Below are 18,117 nucleotides of genomic sequence, written 5' to 3' on the forward strand. Positions count from 1 at the left end.
AATATATTTGCATATGGCCCCATATTTCGCTTTTGGTTGCCATACCCCTATTTCTTATATATATTCACAGTGAAAGAGCTTGTCTCATAGTATAATGGTGAGCACTATAATAGATTTTTCACAAAATGAGCAAGTATATGTGACCTAAAGAAAAAGGAGGGTAAAAAGGCTTTTCTTTATTTAAAAGAGGAGTGGTCAACGTGGAAGAATTACAAGATGTAAAAAGGGCAGTACAAGAAATTAAACAAGATATTAAGGAAATAAAACTTGAAATGAAGAGCTTAGAAATGAGAACAACAGGAAATGAAAAAGATATTATTAATATTAACAAACACTTGGATAAAATCAGTGCAAATACAACTTGGATATTACGTCTAGTTGTAGGTGGTATTATTGGAGCAATTTTCACATTTTTATTAAAAGGAAACGGCATCAATAGAACAATAATAAACGAATATTAAAATTTACTATAGCTGTACGAATGTGGTATGAGAAGAAACTATTTATCAAAAGAAATCCCCCATTGTCTGGTGAGACGATGGGGGGGTTCTTATCTTAGAAGTCGAAAAACAACTAAGACGGTTTGTTCGATGGCAATATCATTATACCGCATTTTTGAATGAAAATGACCTGCAATTTTTAACTTTTAAAAAGGTGAAAAATAAAACATGTAGCCCTTATTAGTTTAATAGATGTTTTATATAAGCCTAAAAACGATGGTTATGAGTCAATTGAAAGGTCCAACCAAGAAAAAACACTCGGAAGAGTGTTTTTTCTTGGTTGGATTTGATAAAAAGTTTTGCTTTCCAATCTAATGCATACATAAAACAAGTAACAACTTTAAATTAACTATATCATATAAATTAAGATAAAATATATGTGTGTTTGTACTTTTATAAAGGTAAAAAATATAATATAAATATGTGCGAAGGTTGACTCAGACGTGCTTCTTTTATATTTCAATAGGACATAATTTTTTTTGTAAATATGATTTTATCTGAGGGAGCATTTCGTTTTTCAAAATAGGCGTAAAATGAGAGGGGTGATATAAAAAGACGTTAAAAGTGAGAGGAACACTAACGATGAAACCCGTAAAAAGGTAACATAAATAGGGAGTTTTTTAGGGATAACTGTTTCACAAGAAAGAATTAATTTGTTGGTTCTTAATTTGAGTGACATCATTAGCTTAGAAATTAATGATGAAATTATTATCAAAAAACAAAATAAGGTATCGCTACCTAAGGATGTTGATCCTGTGTTTTGAGATATTGTTTCTAATGTATTCGAAAGATATGATGAAGCTCTAAAGGGTTTGGCGAACCGTTAGAGAGGAAGGAGTAGTAAAATATATAACAACCACCGAAGTAATCCTTCTTAATGAAATTGTCATTAAGAGCATAACACCAAGTGAATCCGTAGGTGTAAAAGAGTTGGGGCTTTTAGAATCTACAATAGACCGTCCTAAATCTTCAGTATTTGGAGATGATGCTTATCCTACAATTTTTGAAAAAGCAGCCGCATGATTCGAATCAATAGGGAAAAATCATGCTTTTTTAATGCAAACAAAAGAACTGTATTAACAGCTATAAACATATTATATGTTTACCATAATTATAATATGTCTATTGAAAAATTCTAAGATAGGTCTCATATCTTCAATGCGAAAGAAGTTATACGAAAGTAAGCCATATAAAGAAGATGTAAAACTTTGTATATCGTAAAAAATTGTGTTTCGCACTTTGCTGTTATCATAGGAAAACACTTAGGTATCTAAGTCATTTTTCAATGCCAAAGGCCCCTTATCACTAATACAACCCTTACTGTTCTTTGATTTATAAGAATATGTAGTGTAAGAATGTTCTCATCTATACTTGAAAAAAGCATATATATATATAAAGGGGAAAAAGTGAGATAGATGGGAGGAATTATCGTGACTAAAAAATTACATTTGGGTTGTGGACGAACTATTTTGAAAGGGTGGATTAATTTAGATATGATGCCTATGGAAGGAGTAGATGTAATAGCAGATTTAAATCAATGCAAAGTGGAGCCTTTACCGTTCGAAGATAATAGTGTAGACGAATTTTTTGCTTCGCATGTACTAGAACATATTCATAATTTGTTAGACTTAATGGAGGAATTGCATCGTATTGCGAAAGCAAATGCAACGATGATTTGCCATGTTCCTTATGGATCTAGTGATGATGCATTTGAAGATCCTACACATATCCGGCAATTTTTCTTAAACTCTTTTTCTTATTGTTCACAACCTAGTTATTGGCGAGCGGATTATGGTTATAAAGGAGACTGGTCGATTGAAAAAATAACTCTAATTGTAGATGGTGAAACTTATAAAAATAAATATGCTAAAGAAATTTTGGATGATGTCTACAAATATAGAAATGTCGTGATAGAAATGATTGTAAAGTTAAAGGCCATTAAACCTATAAGAGAAGCAAATCAAAAATTATTAAACAACGCTCCTATTGAAATTCAATTAACTGCACTCAATTCACAAAAAGCATAACTACAGATATACAACAGATAGGTAAAGAAGGGTATCCTCTCCATCAATTGAAAGAGCATTATGCTCTTTCAATTGATGTTTGCAAATTTTGTTTTAGTCACTATTAATGAAATTGGCTACATTCATCTATTATAAATTATATTTTAGAAATTCTAGATTCTCTAAATAATGAATATTTCTTTTTTTAAACTATCAAATAATATATATTTCCCGCCATTAATGTGCTCTAAATTAAAAACCCCATCCTTATAGCTTATTAACTCGATGTAAGTGTCTTTATAAAAAATTTCAAATATTATTAAATCTTGGTATTCTCTCCATGAAATCATTTCTCCATATACCATTGCATATCACTGTAGATGACTATAGATAATTCTTTTTAACAATTTTTTATCTGTTGATAAAGATATATCTATATTGTGTGTAAAGGGTGAATTCCAATCTGGAGCTGTAGTCTTTATTATTAAAGCCTCGTATTTATATTGCTTATATTTTAATGTCATTATACAAACCTCCTATATATGTATACTATGTTTAAACTAAAAAAATTGTGAGACAGTCCGTATGTTTTTAATAACTACATACAACATAAGTATATTATTCTTAATAATATGGACGGGTGGATGGTTCTTTTAGAGATATAGGGAGCACACATAGATGCTTTGGATTTGAAGCAGTCTATTTGTTGTTGTTTTCTGCTTTGAAACATGGTATTTTTGCTCATATTTAAACTAAATAAAAAGTAAATTAGCAATGTGAGTTTGCTCAACAATTTTGGTTTTGACAATAGCAAAAAGATTTGAATTAAAAATAATACTGCTTTTGTAGTAAGCGGTATATTTAACCTCCTGGACTAGGAAGTGTACTAGTTACTGCATAAAGTCTGTCACTTGTCTTCTGTTAACAAATAATTAAGGGTGGGGAGAATACATCATTTGAAATTTTACTCATTCTGTTTTTGGAAATATAGTTTACTTTCGAAAATTTTAGAACAGAAGGTCAATACACCTCGGTAATGTCCTTTTTAAAAGGTTATTATTATAGTCTTGATTATTTTATACGCTAGTATACTGAACTTAGTGAGTTACTCGTAACTTACTTTATACATATAGCATATAGAAATGGAGGAGCTTAGATTGCAAAAACACTATAAAAAATTAGCAGTCGTTATACCGCTTACAAGTATGTTAAGTATGTCAGCGATTGCACCTGTTACATCCTTTGCAGCGGAAACACAAAAAGCTGATATTTCATCATCACAGGAAGGATTGATTCAAGGTTACCAAATGGAAAATGGTAAGATTACTCCTGTGTATAAAAACAAACTTACTAAGTTTGATACGGATGGTGATATCGACCCGGGTCTTCCACTACTCCCAGAAAATCCATATAATCCAATTCCTGATCATGGAACGGCATACGTTGAATCGACAGATATAGGAGATACTGTTTATTTCCAGCCATTTGATAATACAACCAATGGAGGATTGCTAGGCGCAAGGATTAAGTCGCTTGCACTCATTGATGGGAAAAAATATCCGACAATAGGGTATTTTATTCAAAAACAAGCGAATGGACAAATCAGAGATGGCTATTATAATCCAGCAGATTTATCTTTGATTGCAGATTCAAATCATTTAGCAGATTACGGCTATACACCGTCCGTAATTGATGCGATTCAAAAAGATTTAAATCAAACATACAGCGTGATATGGGATGGAACAAGCAAACTAAAACGAGAAACAAATTATCAACTGCTTCCAGATGCTTCGGGTCTACAGAATGATGCAGCTGCATTCGGCTATAATCAAACGCTAACCTCGGGTGTATCAACGACAAATATGTTTGGAATAGCAACAACAGTCGGATGGAAAATAGGTTTGAGCGCGGGTATTCCAGGTGTTGTAAATGTTACTTCAGAGATTAGTGGAAGCTTAACAGCTAGTTTTCAGCATACTGTAAACGTTACAAAACAAACTAGTTCACAAGTTAAATTTGACATATCAAGAGTAGATAACCCTGACTATAAGTATAATGACTATGCGGCGGCTGTATACAAAATACAGTCAGACTATACATTGTTACCTGGTAAAGGATTATCCTCTATTATAGGATCAAAAGATCCGGATTTGAACCCAGATGGTATGACTCCACGTTTAGCTGCATTAGCAAATACAAATTACGCATATGAAGGTTCAAAATATTACTTCACAGTAACACCTGGATCACACAAGAAAAGTGTTTAATTAAAAAGCCTCCTTACGGAGGCTTTTTAATAGGGTTCTTGCTATCAACCACAAAGTAGCAACATTCACAAGGGTGTTTTAGGTGGCGCACAATCGAAAAAAGAAAATTATACATTAAGGAATAATATTATTATATGAAAGAGATGTTTATTTTCTATTTGGGTCAGTGTATCGACCCTAGTCTATCAAATCGTGTACGTACAGACTGTGTAACAAAAAACATTATTTTTTTATGTGAAAAATGTTTGTTTTTCGAGAGTTAGTTAAACCCTAGTTATATAGATTTACTTAAAAAATACGATAAACCCTGCTTTGGTTTTTTTCTAAAGAGTGGGTTATGCTAATCAATTCGTTCAAGGGTATAATTTTTTTATAAAATAGTGAGAGAACATGAGAGAAATAACGAATAGATGTGGCTGCTCTCTGTACAAAAGAAAACGAAGTCTGTCGTAGGACTTCGTTTTCTTAACATACCAGAAATCACACTAATTTATAATGAGTTTTTACATTTTTTCTGTAATTATATTGATTTACGCACGATTTTTCAAACTTGTAACGTTGTTAACTGTACCTGCAGTACCTTCAACATTTTCAATTGTTTGAGGTATAAACTCTTTTACAGATTGTAGATGGTTTTGAACAAAGCATTTAATCCCTATCGAAAGCGTTTCTACATCTTCAACAGATAGATTATATTGTTCTTTTATAGAGCTGTTATGATGGGTAGGAAAATGATCAATTGGAACTTCAAAAATCATAATTATTTTTTCACTCCTATGTAGTGTAGGGTTTTTATGAAATTACCTGTGTATAAAAAAGTATTTTTGAATTAAGATAATAAATCAATCAAAGTATCTAATCCAGCAGCGATAGCAGGTGGGGATGCGAGTAACCCGCCTGCTAGAAGTAATGCAAGTATAGGACCCATATAAATCAACTCCTTAAATATATTTAAACAACTTTATAAGTTTATAATGCATTAAAATGTTGTTAAAGAGATACTTTGTCCTGTAATAGGACAAAGTAAGATTATTGATACGTTTTTAGAAAGTACTTTTTTCTATAAGATGGGGATGACACATGACTATACTCCACATAATATATAGATTAGAAATAAAATGTTTTTGTGTGTATAAAAAGTACAAAATGGAGTTTATGTAGTGATAGAATTAGAACGCAATGGTCTAATCGTGTTATCAAAAAATCACGTTTTTGATGAGGTTAAAAACTATGTGAAATAAATTTTTTAAAATACTATCAGAATATAAGTAACAATAACAATCATTAAGGATTTTTAATGTTAACGATTGCATATAACGGTTTAAAATATGTCTGTAAGACCAATCTGTAATAAGATTATAGTTTTATATTTTATAGATTGAACAATGTATGTATCGTCAACTTTATCACATCCTACAAGTTAATTTGTAAATGGTTTTCAGTTTCATTGTTCACCCAGGAATTCATAATCTTCTTTAAAATATTAAAAGGGAATTTTTGTATCTAAAAAATTTAAAATGTACCATTTCGTCCTTATAAAAGGATAAAAGAAGATTGTATTTTGGGTATAAATTCTATAAGGTAAGCGCATACCATATAAAACATACATCGGGAGTGTGATACACAATGAAACCAATTTTAAAAACAAGTATATATAGCTCTAATGCTAGTCTCTCTTTCTCTCATGGGGTGTCAGTCGCCATCAACACAGCCGAAACAAACATCTTCACTAACAGAACAACAAGTCATGGCAGATGCTTGGTATCAAACGGCTGGAGAAGCTAAAGCGCTCTATCATCAAGGATATAATCTAGGAAAAATGAAATTAGACGCGGCGCTTGCCAAAGGTACCGAAAAAAAGCCTGCTATTGTTTTAGATTTAGATGAAACAGTCGTGGATAATAGTCCGTATCAAGCTATGACTGTGAAAGAGAAGAAAGGATTTCCCTATAAATGGGAAGAATGGATTCAACAAGCGACAGCAGAAGCCCTCCCTGGAGCTGTTTCTTTTTTACAATATGCAAATGAAAAAGGTGTATCAATCTATTACATTTCCAATCGCAAACAAAATCAGTTAGACGCCACTTTGCAAAATTTACAGAAATTGAATATCCCACAAGCTGATAAGGAGCATGTTTTATTGCAAGGAAATGAAGAAAAAGGGAAGGAAGAGAGAAGAAAAAAAGTTGCGATAGAACATGATATTGTTCTATTTTTTGGAGATAATTTATCTGATTTTACGGGATTTGATGAGAAATCGGTACAAGATAGAAATCAAGCGGTCGAAGAGATACATGAAGTATTTGGAGAAAAGTTTATTGTGTTCCCAAATCCGATGTATGGGGATTGAGAATCAGCTTTATATCAATATGATTTCAAAAAATCAGATGCTGAAAAAGACAAAATCCGTAAAGATGCATTGCGTATATTTGAAGGTGGAAAATAATGAAAGACTAAAGAATAATAAATGTTTGCTATGATATTCTATTGTCTGTCATTTATAAGGTTGAGCGAATGCGCTCAACCTTTTTTCAGTGTGTCAGGTATAGAAATTATTTAAGCGGTGAAACTCTACTGTGGAGGTATCCAACGACTAAGGGAGAGTAGAATAAAATTTTGGATTGACGAACAGAAATCTGATAGGAAGGCTTCTGAATAAGTTGAAATTCAAAAGATGTTTTTAATACGTATTTTTCTTTTCCATAGAGGCTCCTTACTTATATCAGCAGATACCTTGCTGTACAGAACATTGAGGTGGTACAGTAAAACTGGAACACAGTATAGAGATAAATTATTCTATATAAGAGGCGTTTGAGATGAAAAAATAGTATGATGAAATGTTTAAAAAATAATGTGTAGAATTGGTGGTTAAAGAAGGGCGTACAATTTCGAGTATTCAAAGAGAATTTGACCTAGGAAACGGGACCTTAAATGCATGGATAAAGAAATATTCTTCCCCATTTTTGGATAATGAGAAATCTGATATGGAAGAACTACGTTCTTTGCGGAGAGAAATCCAGGCTTTAAAAAAGGCGGCAACTTTCTTTGCCAGCAACCAAAACTAACACGCTTTCAATTTATCAGGCAATATCATCACATATTTGGAGTGCGCTGGCTTTGCCATCGATTACAAGTTTCTGTTAGTGGTTTTTACGATTATACTCATCGTAAGCCCACTGAAAATCAGAAAAAACGTAATGGCGAGCTTATTTCAAGTGAGACAAGCTTTATGTGAAGCTGGATTAAAGTGAAAAATTGTCACCTATTATAAGAAAAGAAAGCACGAACATCATACATTTCCAAATGTACTAGAGCGATCCTTTAAACCTGGCAAGAAAGACGTTCCGACTGTTGTATGTGATATCACAGAATTTCGTTTAATGAATGGAATGAAAGTCAAAAAAGAATCCTATTTCATAGTGATCAAGGATCTCAGTTTGCCAGTTATAAGGTTACTGATTTTTGTAATCAACAAAAAATTCAGCAAAGTATGTCCCGCAAGGGAAACTGTTGGGATAACGCTGTGATGGAATCTTTTTTTAGCATCTTTAAACGCGAATGCTTATATGGAGAAAATCTAATTTCTCTCGCTCAAGTAAATCAGTTAGTCGCTGAATTTATTTATATGTACTATCATTCCGTTCGCCCTCATTCATCATTAAATGGCTTGTGAGAATTGTTAGTTCTTCAAAAGTTTCCATAAACAGAGGATTTCTTATTTTCCGAAGCCTTGAACACTTAATACATTGTGAATGGTTAGATAGAAGTTAAGCTGAAAACTTCTGATAATTTGTATCTTTTTAAATACATGACATATATATGTACCTCCACTGTCCTACAATATAATTTCCTTCAACTATTAAATCATCAACAGAAAGTTTTTTAATAACCTCTAGATTGCGATCCTTCGTCCAGAATGCTTGAAACTATTTATTTGTTCTCTTGTTTCATAACAACACCCTTATAGGAATGTATTAAAGAAAATAGTAAATCCACGTACATATAATTTCATGTACCGAATTATATGTACAAATAAACATCCAAAAACCATCAATAAACCATCAATAAACGTTTAGTCTGGCTCTTCTCGTAAAAGAGGAGCAACAACTTAACATAACATTTTAACTACCAAAAATCATTTTTAGTGATAATGGTGTCAAAATGGTTATATAAATAGATTTTAGTAGATGATGAATTATGATTTTGAGTTATGCAAGTAGAGACATTAACATCATTCGAAATTGAAAAAAATTTATAAATAAAAATTAACTGGTACTAGGACGAATAAATTAGGGAGAAGAATTTTTAAAGGTCTTACGAAGTGACGATAAAGTAGAAATAGACATTAAAATGTATAAAAGTAAAGACTCACGATTAAGGAAATTACAGAGCCGGATAGAATTTTCAGAGTAAGTGCAGGACAACAGAAACATAATATTTGATGGGGTTATGTACCTTGAAATTCTTTTTTTAGTAGTTTTTTATAAGTTATTCCAATGATTTACTACATTTCTCATTCATATATAATGTAAAAACCCATTGCTTTAGCAATGGGTTTTTACAAAAGATTTTATTATAGTTTACTAATTATAACTTTTGACTAATTACAACATCACGTGTAATAGATTTTGCGCCATCTGGAAGCATTGCTGATTTTTTTGGAGTAAGAACAGATTTTGCAGAATCAGTATCATTGCCATATTGAAGTTGTAAAAGTTCTATTCCTGTATCAGTTTTATAAGTGATAGTTAATTGGCTATGTGGAGGTATTTCCAATGTGTCTCCACCAAATTCAACAGCTGTAGATAATTGATTTTGTGTTTGTACGCTTTTAATTGGTTCTTGTTTCTCAGCAGCAAAAGTCATGGAAGGAGACAGTAACAGAGATGAACCTAATACAGCCATTGGTGCTAAGGTTGCTAATTTTTTGTGAATTTTCATGTATATTCCTCCTGGATTAAGTAGTTAGAAAAAATTTTTCATACACCAATTATATAGGGTGGGATTTTATATCAACAGAAATAAAATGTACTTTTCTTCTTATTTAGTATTTCATATCAGGATGACTTTGTCTAAATCCTCGAATTTTTGGAGTAAACTAATGTAACTTAGAAGTTATACTCAATTTCAAAAAGTACCATGTTGAGGGCAGTAACTTCATAAAAATTACATTAATTAAGAATCCAAATATCAATGTCTCATTAATCAAAGTTTATATTAATAAAATGTCCGTTTCTGTGACAGCGCAAGTATTTTCTATAAGTGAATTTAGAAAATTTAAAGTTACTACCCAAAAATGGAATAATGAATGTATTCTAGCACAATCTTTCGCACAGTTGTGTTGGATACTTTTGTTCTCTCTTGTGAATAGAAGGCTTCACTTTTCAATTGACCAAAGAAACTTTCCATGACGGCATTATCATGACGATTTCCTCTCCGGGACATGCTGGTGATAATGCCATTTTCTTTGGCATACGCTTGAAATTTCTTCGCTGTATAAATACTTCCTTGATCTGAGTGAAGGAGGACATCTTTTACTTTTCACGTCCTCATTGCTTGTTTTCATGTCTGCATCGCTAACGGCGGTGCTTGAGAATCGCTGATGACAATACCAACATTTGGATACTTAAAGTGCCACAAACCTTACGATTTTTTGGTAGCACTCCGTATCCAACCTCACTTTCATCCCATGCCTAAAGACGATGGGATTTCTCGTTCGGGAAGGGCTGTAAGAATAAAGTTAAAATGAAGAAAGGAAATACTTATGATTGCAAATGGTTTTTCTTTTTATGTGTGTACCATAAAAAGTTAAAATAATATGAGAGAGCATATATAATTATTTTGGAGCATAGGAGTATAATAAGTGTATTTAATAATGTATATGCTATATAAATAATATATAGGAGTTTTTTTGTATGGTTATATATGGTAAAATATTAACTTGGAGAATATATCAAGAAGAAATCATATTTGGAATAAATTATGAAGATAAAGTGATAGAAATTTGTTGTTATAAGCATAAAATTTTAAATTTCGAACAAATCAATGAAGGAAAATATATATTACTAGATAAGGTAACAAACGAGGTTTTTATTATATGAATAATAAATGAGTTTTCCAAATTTGAAGTAAAGGAATATTTAGAAAAATAGTATGATGCAAATTTAGAAAAGTTATAGTAAAAATATCATAAAATTTCATTACCAAAGGGATGGGAGTCTTCTTATCATATTTATATGGTATAAGTAAAAAATAGAAATAAATGGATATTAGATTAAATCAAACAGATATTCATTATTGAGATAATACGTAATATCCATTGTTATATATAGGTGGTGTATATCCAGATATTTATAGAATAATAGAAGAAATTTCATCACTTTCGTTACTAGATATATGTAAAAAAGGGGAGAGAACAAAATGAGAGAGAATAGATTAACAGAAGAGTCTATTTGTATACGTGAAATAGAAGAAAGAGATATTGAATTAATACGAAATTGGAGAAATCAAGATAAGATAAGACAATATTTTTTAAATCAAAATTATATTACAGAACAACAACAACAAGAATGGTTTCAAATGTATAAACAAAAAAAAGATGATAAGATGTTTATTATTGAAAAATCAGGAGCAAAGAATACAAGAATTGGAGCGTTTGCATTTTATTATATAGATTTACATAAACACACAGCTGAATTTGGAAGATTAATGATTGGAGAAGAATCTTTTGTTGGAAAGGGATTTGGAAAACAAGCAGTTATTTTGGCATGTAAATATGCGTTTGAGCAACTAAATATAGAAGAAATATATGTATATATATTAACTCATAATACAAAAGTGATACAATTGCACAAAGATATTGGATTTGTAATAGAAAAAAAGAATGGGAATGAGAATACGACTTATATGGTAATAAAAAAACAATATGGTATAAATCTTTCTTAGTTAAAAAATAGGGGCTTTGAAATAAAATAACAATACATCATATGATATGCTAGAATTTTCAGAGTAAATGTGAGACATCAGATAGATAATATTTTATGGATCTATCTGATGGACTAGAATAGCAGCCATATAATTAGTTTGAAAGTAGCATGTTTTGGGGAATTGCTAAGAGAGGTGATTGGGATACGTACCTTGGAATTCTTCTTTCAGTAGTTTTTATAAGTTATTTCAATGGTTTACTACATTTTTCACTCATATACAATGTAAAAACCCCATTGCTAAAGTAATGGGGTTTTTACATTAATTTTTATTATATATTACTAATTACAGCATCATTTGTAACAGATTTTGCACCGCCTGTAAGCATTACTGATTTTTTGGAGTATGAACAGATTTTACAGAATCAGTATCATTGCCATATTGAAGTTGTAAAGTTCTATTCCTGTATCAGTTTTATAAGTGATAGTTACTAGACTGTGTGGAGGTATTTCAAATGTGTCTCCACCAAATTCAACTACACTATATCAAGAATATTTACCATAAGACTTTCCCTAAAATATGATCTATTGGAATTGGTCCGATTTCTCTGCTATCTTTACTATTGTTACGATTATCTCCCATTACAAAAATATGATTTGGAGGAACGACCCATTGGTCCTTTATAAGAGCATTCATCGGTTCTTTTATATAAGGTTCCTTTATTTTTTTGTGATTTCGATACACGTAGCCATCTTTAATTTCAATGCTGTCGCCGGGTTTTCCTATGACACGTTTTACATATATGCTTTTATTTGTATCTCCTGTAAACATAGCGATTAAGCCAATATCAAGAATTTGATTTTGAAGGGTTTCTGATTTTCCTAATTGACTATCAATTATAACGATGTCGTTATAATCAGGTTCTGCTGAAAAAGTATGTACGATCTTTGAAACAAATAGTAATTCTTGATTGGAAAGCGTTGGGTCCATAGAATGTCCTTCAACTCTATACGTTTGAAAAATAAACATATTGATAACCACAGTAAAAATAAAAGCTACTATTAAAATGCCAAACCAACGGCCAAATTTTTTCATGTAAGAACTATCCTTTCTTTTGCTGTATAATTCATACTGTTTTGTCATCTGAAAAAACAATAATGTGAGGAAAAGTATCTTTGTTTACATTATAGCTACATATGTACTTATGACAAGGATCTTATAGTGTGAGGTATAATATAAGATCCTTGCTATTCAGAAATATGCGCGTTACTTATATCACAATCCTGGCGTGATTGGATACTTTACTAGATTACCACAATAGAAGCTACTATATACAACATTTTAATACCTTTACCAAATTGTTCTGGTGCAAAGAAGATTGGATAGAAATGAAGACACCAGATTACCTAAGGGAGTTCAGTGTTATGCGAGGAATTCAAATAAAGTTGTAAATATGAATGGTAAGGAAATGAATGGATTCTAAATCAAGTTTATACTCGAATGCAATAGAAAATACGCTGTACAAGATTCACATCATCAATGATTGTTTTTAGAGAACATCCACTCCCTGAAAAGCATAAAATATATCTGATTAAAATACTTTTTACTATAATCCCAAGATATATTTAGAATTTCTTTCATAAGAATGCCTCCATCAACGGTATATTGCTATGTGAGTTGCATTTTACTAAAATTGATACACAAAGTGCTTAAGCTGATGTGGGGACAGATAGTTAACAGGGGTATTTTCTAAATACTGTTGTTATATAGATAGTCAGAAAGATGGATTGGCTTTTCATGGTGCCAATCCATCTTTGTATTTAATAAAAGGAGTCTTCGTATTTTATAGCCAACAGTATTAGTCGGGTTCTGTTTTTTTATCATTTTTCTTGATTCATATAGGTTTGTACGGCATGTAATAAAAATTCTTCTTGTCTCATGCCAGCATCGGCGGCCATTTGAATTACTTTTTGTTTAAATTCATGAGTAGCATGAAAACTTAGTGCTTCTATATTACTTTTAAAGTAAACCCCTTCTACATGTGGAAGAATCATGCCAGAATTCATATGTGCATGTAAATACTTAAGCTCTTCTTGGAATTGCAAGGGGTCTACTTGTAAAACAAAAGGTTTAATTTCTAATTTGATAGTATCTGGTGTAATATTTAATCGCATATTTGTGGCACCAAGTTTTTTATAAAATAAATTAATTAAATTATAAGTGATGGAATTAAATAATTGCGGCTTTTTAAATGTAAAAGATAAATATCCTCGCTTCGTAATTACTGTTTGTTTCGGGAGAATTTCGAAGGAGTACTCATGTTCTTTATAAGTGGATAGAGGAAAAACCTCTTCATCCTCTGTGAGAATTTTACCATCATTTCCATTTATTTCTATTACCCTAGCTGTTTTTTCGGTATGTATATGTCTTAATAATTGATATAAATATATATCTTTATCGTAAATTTTAGTAAGGAATGTTTTTCGTTCTTTTGTTTTAACTTTTTCATAATCAAGCATAAAAATTTCTAGTTCCTCTTCATCAATTAGATATACTTGTTTGCCACGTTTTTCTATCATTTTCGCAGGTAATTTTCCGGATTTGATGTAGGTAAAGATAGTGGAAGGTGCTACATTAAGAATTTCAGCTGCTTCGGTTGTACTAAGCCCCTTAAGCTCTGCTGTATTTTTTAGGCGTTCAATATCTCCCAAATAGAAAATCTTACTACCAAATTGTTTCCAATTATCTTTATATACACATTCTATTAATCCCTCTTTTTCTTTTTTTAATATGGTCTGTACAGTTACTCCTAATAAATCTGCTGCCTCTTTTGTTGTCACAGTAGGTTTTGTAATGAACAATAAATCTTCTGTCATAAAAGACCTCCTTAATTGTTGTTTAATAATAGATACATTTTATATATATTATATCAAAAATTTATTTGTATTTAAAACTTTAAAAAATCTTTTTATAAAATAAATAACTATTTACAAGTTATAAATAGTTAAGATTATCTTTCTATCTTAATTATATTTATATGTGAAGTTAATAACATGATTACTGTAAAAATACAATCATTCATTACATATAGATATCTATTTAATAATAAATTATAAAAAAATATAAATAAATATAAATAGAGAAGAATGTAGGATTCTTACAGAAAGAATAGTAAGTATCATTTGTATAAATGATAGAAGTAAAATAAAATAATGAGTGTAGGTAATAAACTAAATTATGTTTATAATCTTTAGTAAGAGAGGGAAATTTAACATATGAATAATACAAATGAAAAAGACAATTTATTTATGATAAACAATCAAAGTAATTATATTGATAGATATATAGAAAAGATAAGTGATATCATTCCATTTTTACATAACAAAGGTTATATAGATAAAGTGGAAGAGAAGATGGAAGTTGCAGAGAAAGAGGGAAAGAGTAAATATACGTATGTAAGTGACCTGGAAGTGATTTATCATTTCGTACATTTACAAAAGGATATGGATGAGAAGAAGAATAGGAAAGAGGATACAAAAAAGAGTTATATATCTGAAATCCTGTCGTTTTGTCAGTGCATGGTTCAGCATGCAGAAGAATTCGAATTAGATGGGGAAGAGGTACAGAAAACAGACTCTTTATTAAAAACATTACAGCCTTGGCATATACGTAAGTACAATACATGGTTGAAGCAGGTAGAGAATGGTCGAAACGGTAACGCCTATGCGGTCGCAACACTTGCAAAGAAAACAGTGCTTATCCGTTCTTTTCTAAAACACCTTCATATATTTTCTTATATTGCAAAACCACTTCATGAAGAACTACAGCGTGCAAATGTAAATGAACAAGATCGACCAAACCGGGATTTATCTTATGATGAAGTTGTGAAAATTTTAGGATTTTATAAAGAGAGAGGGCATGTAATTAACTATACAATTTTATTGGCTCTCGCAAGTACTGGTGCAAGAATTCAAGAATTGTGCAACGCGAAAGTGAAAGATTTACATTATGACGGAAAGTACTGGTTAAAAGTCACTGGAAAAGGGGATAAAGTGCGTGAACTTTTCATTTCGGAACATTTATATCAGTGTATTTGTGAAATGAGGCGGAGAAGAGGGTTCCACACTGTATTGGATAGAGGAGATGAAAGATCTTTATTTATAAATCAAAGGGGGAAGTCTTATAATTCGAAAACGTTATCAAATCAGGTAACAGATATGATCAAAAAGACAAACCTAGAGTTTCTACTGTATCGTGAAAATCCTGTAACGGCGCATACATTCCGTCATGCTTTTGCAATTATGGCAGTGGAACAAGGGCAGGCAGATCTGTATCATTTAATGCAAACGTTGGGGCATGAAAATATCCAAACAACAAAAATTTATTTAGAGAAATATATGAAACGGAAAAATAATGTGGGCGCTTCATTTGCAGATATGTTGCAATGAAAAATAAATCAAACGGACATTATGAGGGATAGATAGTATCTAATTTCTCATTTTAGCTAAGTAGACGCCTTGTACCAAGAATACACAGGACCATCTTCTAGGGAGTAGATGTGGCTTCTGATAAGGGAGAGTAGGCAGCTATTTTGTATACAATTACTTCCTATCTTTATGGAGTAGTGAAGTATTATAGTTTCAACTTATGTATATTCTGGAGACGATTTCTACTATCTGCCTGCTACTCAAACTCTTTTTAATAATAAAATCTATGTCGTTGAGCAAAAACATCTTGTTATTAAGATAGTGCTAAAAGTTCAATTTTTCGTATTATTTGTGAGTCCTATAAAAAAATATAGGAAAAGCTAAAAAAAAGACTTTGTCAAAGGTTTATTTTTATCTCTTCGTCCTCTTCTTTGATTAGTATAATTAGAAAATAATCAATCTTTCATGAGAAAGAGTCCCAGAATACTTTGCATCTTTGATTACAGCCGAAAATGCGCCCCTCTTTAATATTTTTTAATCATTATATTTTCCATAAAAAAGGTTGTGTGAAAATGAAACAAAATTTTTTTACAAGCAAGTATACCTCTCAATTTTCTTGCATTGGTTCTAAATGTGAAGACAATTGTTGTCAGGGGGATTGGGGTGTTTTTATAAGCAAAGAAGAATATGAAGGATATCAAAGGTTGGATAGTGAAAACGCAACTAATCTTTTACAATATGTGGAGAAAAATGATAACGCTACATCAAATGGTGCGTATGCGACAATACAATTTAATTCTGCGGGGAGATGTTCATTTTTAACCGAGGAAAAATTGTGCCAAATCCAATTAGATCATGGACTGCATACGTTATGCGATACCTGTAAAACATATCCTCGAGTCATACAGAAAGTCCAGCATAGCTATTATGAAACGTGCCATCTTTCTTGTCCTGAGGTAGCACGGTTAGTTTTGTTGGCTAACACGCCATTTGATTGGATTACATCGATAGATAGCAATCTGAAGACCACGTTTGTAGGATCATCTGATATTGACAGAAATCTAAATTATGTAAAAAAAATGCATAAACATATCACATATTTTCTCACACAAAAGGAATATACGTTAACGCAACGAATTCGGATAATTGGGATATTTGTGAACAGATTTTGCCATGCACTTCAAAATAACATAGGTATGAATAAAGCCATGAAATTAGCACAAAAACAAATAAATATCGACTTGAAAAACAAAAACGAAAATATGTTCGAATTCAAGATATCTCTGCTGTTACATGTTATTCTAAAAATAGAAAATGCTTTGCAGTCACATGATGTTTCACCACGGTTTAAAGAATGTTATGATGCGTATTACCAACCATTTTTTACAAAACATGAACAGATGTTAGAAAATTATTGTTCTTATTATTTTCAACATCAGCTCTTTCCATATGATGGTAATATGCTTGCGAGAAATTTTTTGATATTTAACATAGAATTTTCAATTTTAAAACTTATTCTAGTAGGTATCTCTGCGTCGCATAGAGGATTAAGTGAGGATATTATCATTCAATTATTCCAAAGTTATTCTAAAATTTTTCAACATTATCCCGGATATAGAATCGAATGTATTAATAAATTACATGATGAACTATTAAATTATACGACAGACTATTCGCAAGTACTTAATATCTTGATTAATGAATAAATGTGGATGTAAAAAAAGATGTCTGTAGGCATCTTTTTTCTTTCATTTCTCGATAGAAAGTTAATAAGTTAGATTTTTTCAAAAGTAACCGCATGAGTTGTGGAAACAGATAAAAGTCAAGTCGACTTCGGCGTGATACTTTCTAAATTAAAGTAAGTAGATACCATTCCTGAGAGTGTCTATCTTCAATATAGGTAAATTTTATTATATAAAATTTACCTATTGTTTTTCTTTTATAATGAAATTACAGGGTAGACATAAGTAGGTGAAGTGGGAGAACGCGTGAA

Annotated in this window: 13 protein-coding genes and 2 pseudogenes; 10 read left to right on the forward strand and 5 right to left on the reverse strand. The window is 31.1% G+C overall.

The features are described 5' to 3' along the window. Window positions 1–200 precede the first annotated feature (200 nt). The 3 genes from MHI28_RS31490 (at window position 201) to MHI28_RS31500 (ending at window position 4,773) form a co-directional block, all read left to right on the forward strand. Window positions 201–461: a hemolysin XhlA family protein gene (locus MHI28_RS31490; RefSeq protein WP_340828523.1), complete on the forward strand. Its 261-nt coding sequence runs from the start codon at window positions 201–203 to the stop codon at window positions 459–461. 1,469 nt (window positions 462–1,930) lie between these two features. Further along, window positions 1,931–2,527: a class I SAM-dependent methyltransferase gene (locus tag MHI28_RS31495; RefSeq protein ID WP_078188007.1), complete on the forward strand. Its 597-nt coding sequence runs from the start codon at window positions 1,931–1,933 to the stop codon at window positions 2,525–2,527. Between the two features lie 1,136 nt (window positions 2,528–3,663). Next, window positions 3,664–4,773: a hypothetical protein gene (locus MHI28_RS31500; RefSeq protein ID WP_340828525.1), complete on the forward strand. Its 1,110-nt coding sequence runs from the start codon at window positions 3,664–3,666 to the stop codon at window positions 4,771–4,773. Window positions 4,774–5,303: 530 nt separating this feature from the next. Here the strand turns inward: MHI28_RS31500 and MHI28_RS31505 are convergent. Continuing rightward, a complete protein-coding gene (locus tag MHI28_RS31505) occupies window positions 5,304–5,531 on the reverse strand; it encodes a hypothetical protein (RefSeq protein WP_340828526.1) in 228 nt (75 codons plus the stop codon). An 896-nt stretch (window positions 5,532–6,427) separates the two neighbouring features. Between MHI28_RS31505 and MHI28_RS31510 the strand changes: the two are divergent. The 3 genes and pseudogenes from MHI28_RS31510 to MHI28_RS36255 all read left to right on the forward strand — a co-directional run bounded on the left by MHI28_RS31510 (window position 6,428) and on the right by MHI28_RS36255 (window position 8,446). Further along, window positions 6,428–7,219 (forward strand): annotated as a pseudogene (locus tag MHI28_RS31510) (5'-nucleotidase, lipoprotein e(P4) family). Between the two features lie 418 nt (window positions 7,220–7,637). Continuing rightward, window positions 7,638–7,838, forward strand: coding sequence for a transposase (locus tag MHI28_RS31515; protein ID WP_340828528.1), 201 nt, complete (start codon window positions 7,638–7,640; stop codon window positions 7,836–7,838). A gap of 341 nt (window positions 7,839–8,179) precedes the next feature. After that, window positions 8,180–8,446: an integrase core domain-containing protein gene (locus tag MHI28_RS36255; RefSeq protein WP_445661809.1), complete on the forward strand. Its 267-nt coding sequence runs from the start codon at window positions 8,180–8,182 to the stop codon at window positions 8,444–8,446. A gap of 914 nt (window positions 8,447–9,360) precedes the next feature. On the opposite strand, the gene MHI28_RS31520 is transcribed toward MHI28_RS36255, so the two are convergent. Together MHI28_RS31520 and MHI28_RS31525 are read right to left on the reverse strand one after the other, a co-directional pair. Continuing rightward, window positions 9,361–9,714, reverse strand: coding sequence for a hypothetical protein (locus MHI28_RS31520; protein WP_340828529.1), 354 nt, complete (start codon window positions 9,712–9,714; stop codon window positions 9,361–9,363). A 360-nt stretch (window positions 9,715–10,074) separates the two neighbouring features. Beyond that, window positions 10,075–10,389, reverse strand: a pseudogene (locus tag MHI28_RS31525) (IS3-like element ISBt2 family transposase); the annotation flags it as partial. 299 nt (window positions 10,390–10,688) lie between these two features. Here MHI28_RS31525 and MHI28_RS31530 point away from each other — a divergent pair. Further along, entirely contained in the window at window positions 10,689–10,874 is a 186-nt protein-coding gene (locus MHI28_RS31530; RefSeq protein WP_340828530.1) for a hypothetical protein, read from the forward strand. Between the two features lie 319 nt (window positions 10,875–11,193). After that, the gene (locus MHI28_RS31535; protein WP_340828531.1) at window positions 11,194–11,718 is read left to right on the forward strand and encodes a GNAT family N-acetyltransferase; all 525 of its coding nucleotides are present in this window, start codon (window positions 11,194–11,196) and stop codon (window positions 11,716–11,718) included. A 534-nt stretch (window positions 11,719–12,252) separates the two neighbouring features. On the opposite strand, the gene lepB is transcribed toward MHI28_RS31535, so the two are convergent. Both lepB and MHI28_RS31545 read right to left on the reverse strand, forming a co-directional pair. Further along, window positions 12,253–12,792: a signal peptidase I gene (lepB, locus tag MHI28_RS31540; RefSeq protein WP_340828532.1), complete on the reverse strand. Its 540-nt coding sequence runs from the start codon at window positions 12,790–12,792 to the stop codon at window positions 12,253–12,255. A gap of 785 nt (window positions 12,793–13,577) precedes the next feature. Beyond that, window positions 13,578–14,573, reverse strand: a complete 996-nt coding sequence (locus MHI28_RS31545) for a helix-turn-helix domain-containing protein (protein ID WP_340828533.1) — start codon at window positions 14,571–14,573, stop codon at window positions 13,578–13,580. 399 nt (window positions 14,574–14,972) lie between these two features. On the opposite strand from MHI28_RS31545, the gene MHI28_RS31550 reads away from it, so the two are divergent. Beyond that, a complete protein-coding gene (locus tag MHI28_RS31550; protein WP_340828534.1) occupies window positions 14,973–16,145 on the forward strand; it encodes a tyrosine-type recombinase/integrase in 1,173 nt (390 codons plus the stop codon). A gap of 551 nt (window positions 16,146–16,696) precedes the next feature. Further along, window positions 16,697–17,830 carry a flagellin lysine-N-methylase gene (gene fliB, locus MHI28_RS31555; RefSeq protein ID WP_340828535.1) on the forward strand — a complete coding sequence of 378 codons (1,134 nt, stop codon included), beginning with the start codon at window positions 16,697–16,699 and terminating at the stop codon, window positions 17,828–17,830. The last annotated feature ends 287 nt before the right edge of the window (window positions 17,831–18,117 follow it).

The organism is Bacillus sp. FSL K6-0268 (assembly GCF_038005425.1).
GTDB classification, from domain to species: Bacteria; Bacillota; Bacilli; order Bacillales; family Bacillaceae_G; genus Bacillus_A; species Bacillus_A thuringiensis_S.

What these genes read in the sequence shown, in the direction of transcription:
- MHI28_RS31505 (WP_340828526.1), bottom strand. Translation starts at nt 5,531, where the DNA reads ATGATTTTTGAAGTTCCAATTGATCATTTTCCTACCCATCATAACAGC.
- MHI28_RS31520 (WP_340828529.1), bottom strand. Translation starts at nt 9,714, where the DNA reads ATGAAAATTCACAAAAAATTAGCAACCTTAGCACCAATGGCTGTATTA.
- MHI28_RS31530 (WP_340828530.1), top strand. Translation starts at nt 10,689, where the DNA reads ATGGTTATATATGGTAAAATATTAACTTGGAGAATATATCAAGAAGAA.
- MHI28_RS31535 (WP_340828531.1), top strand. Translation starts at nt 11,194, where the DNA reads ATGAGAGAGAATAGATTAACAGAAGAGTCTATTTGTATACGTGAAATA.
- lepB (WP_340828532.1), bottom strand. Translation starts at nt 12,792, where the DNA reads ATGAAAAAATTTGGCCGTTGGTTTGGCATTTTAATAGTAGCTTTTATT.
- MHI28_RS31545 (WP_340828533.1), bottom strand. Translation starts at nt 14,573, where the DNA reads ATGACAGAAGATTTATTGTTCATTACAAAACCTACTGTGACAACAAAA.
- MHI28_RS31550 (WP_340828534.1), top strand. Translation starts at nt 14,973, where the DNA reads ATGAATAATACAAATGAAAAAGACAATTTATTTATGATAAACAATCAA.
- fliB (WP_340828535.1), top strand. Translation starts at nt 16,697, where the DNA reads ATGAAACAAAATTTTTTTACAAGCAAGTATACCTCTCAATTTTCTTGC.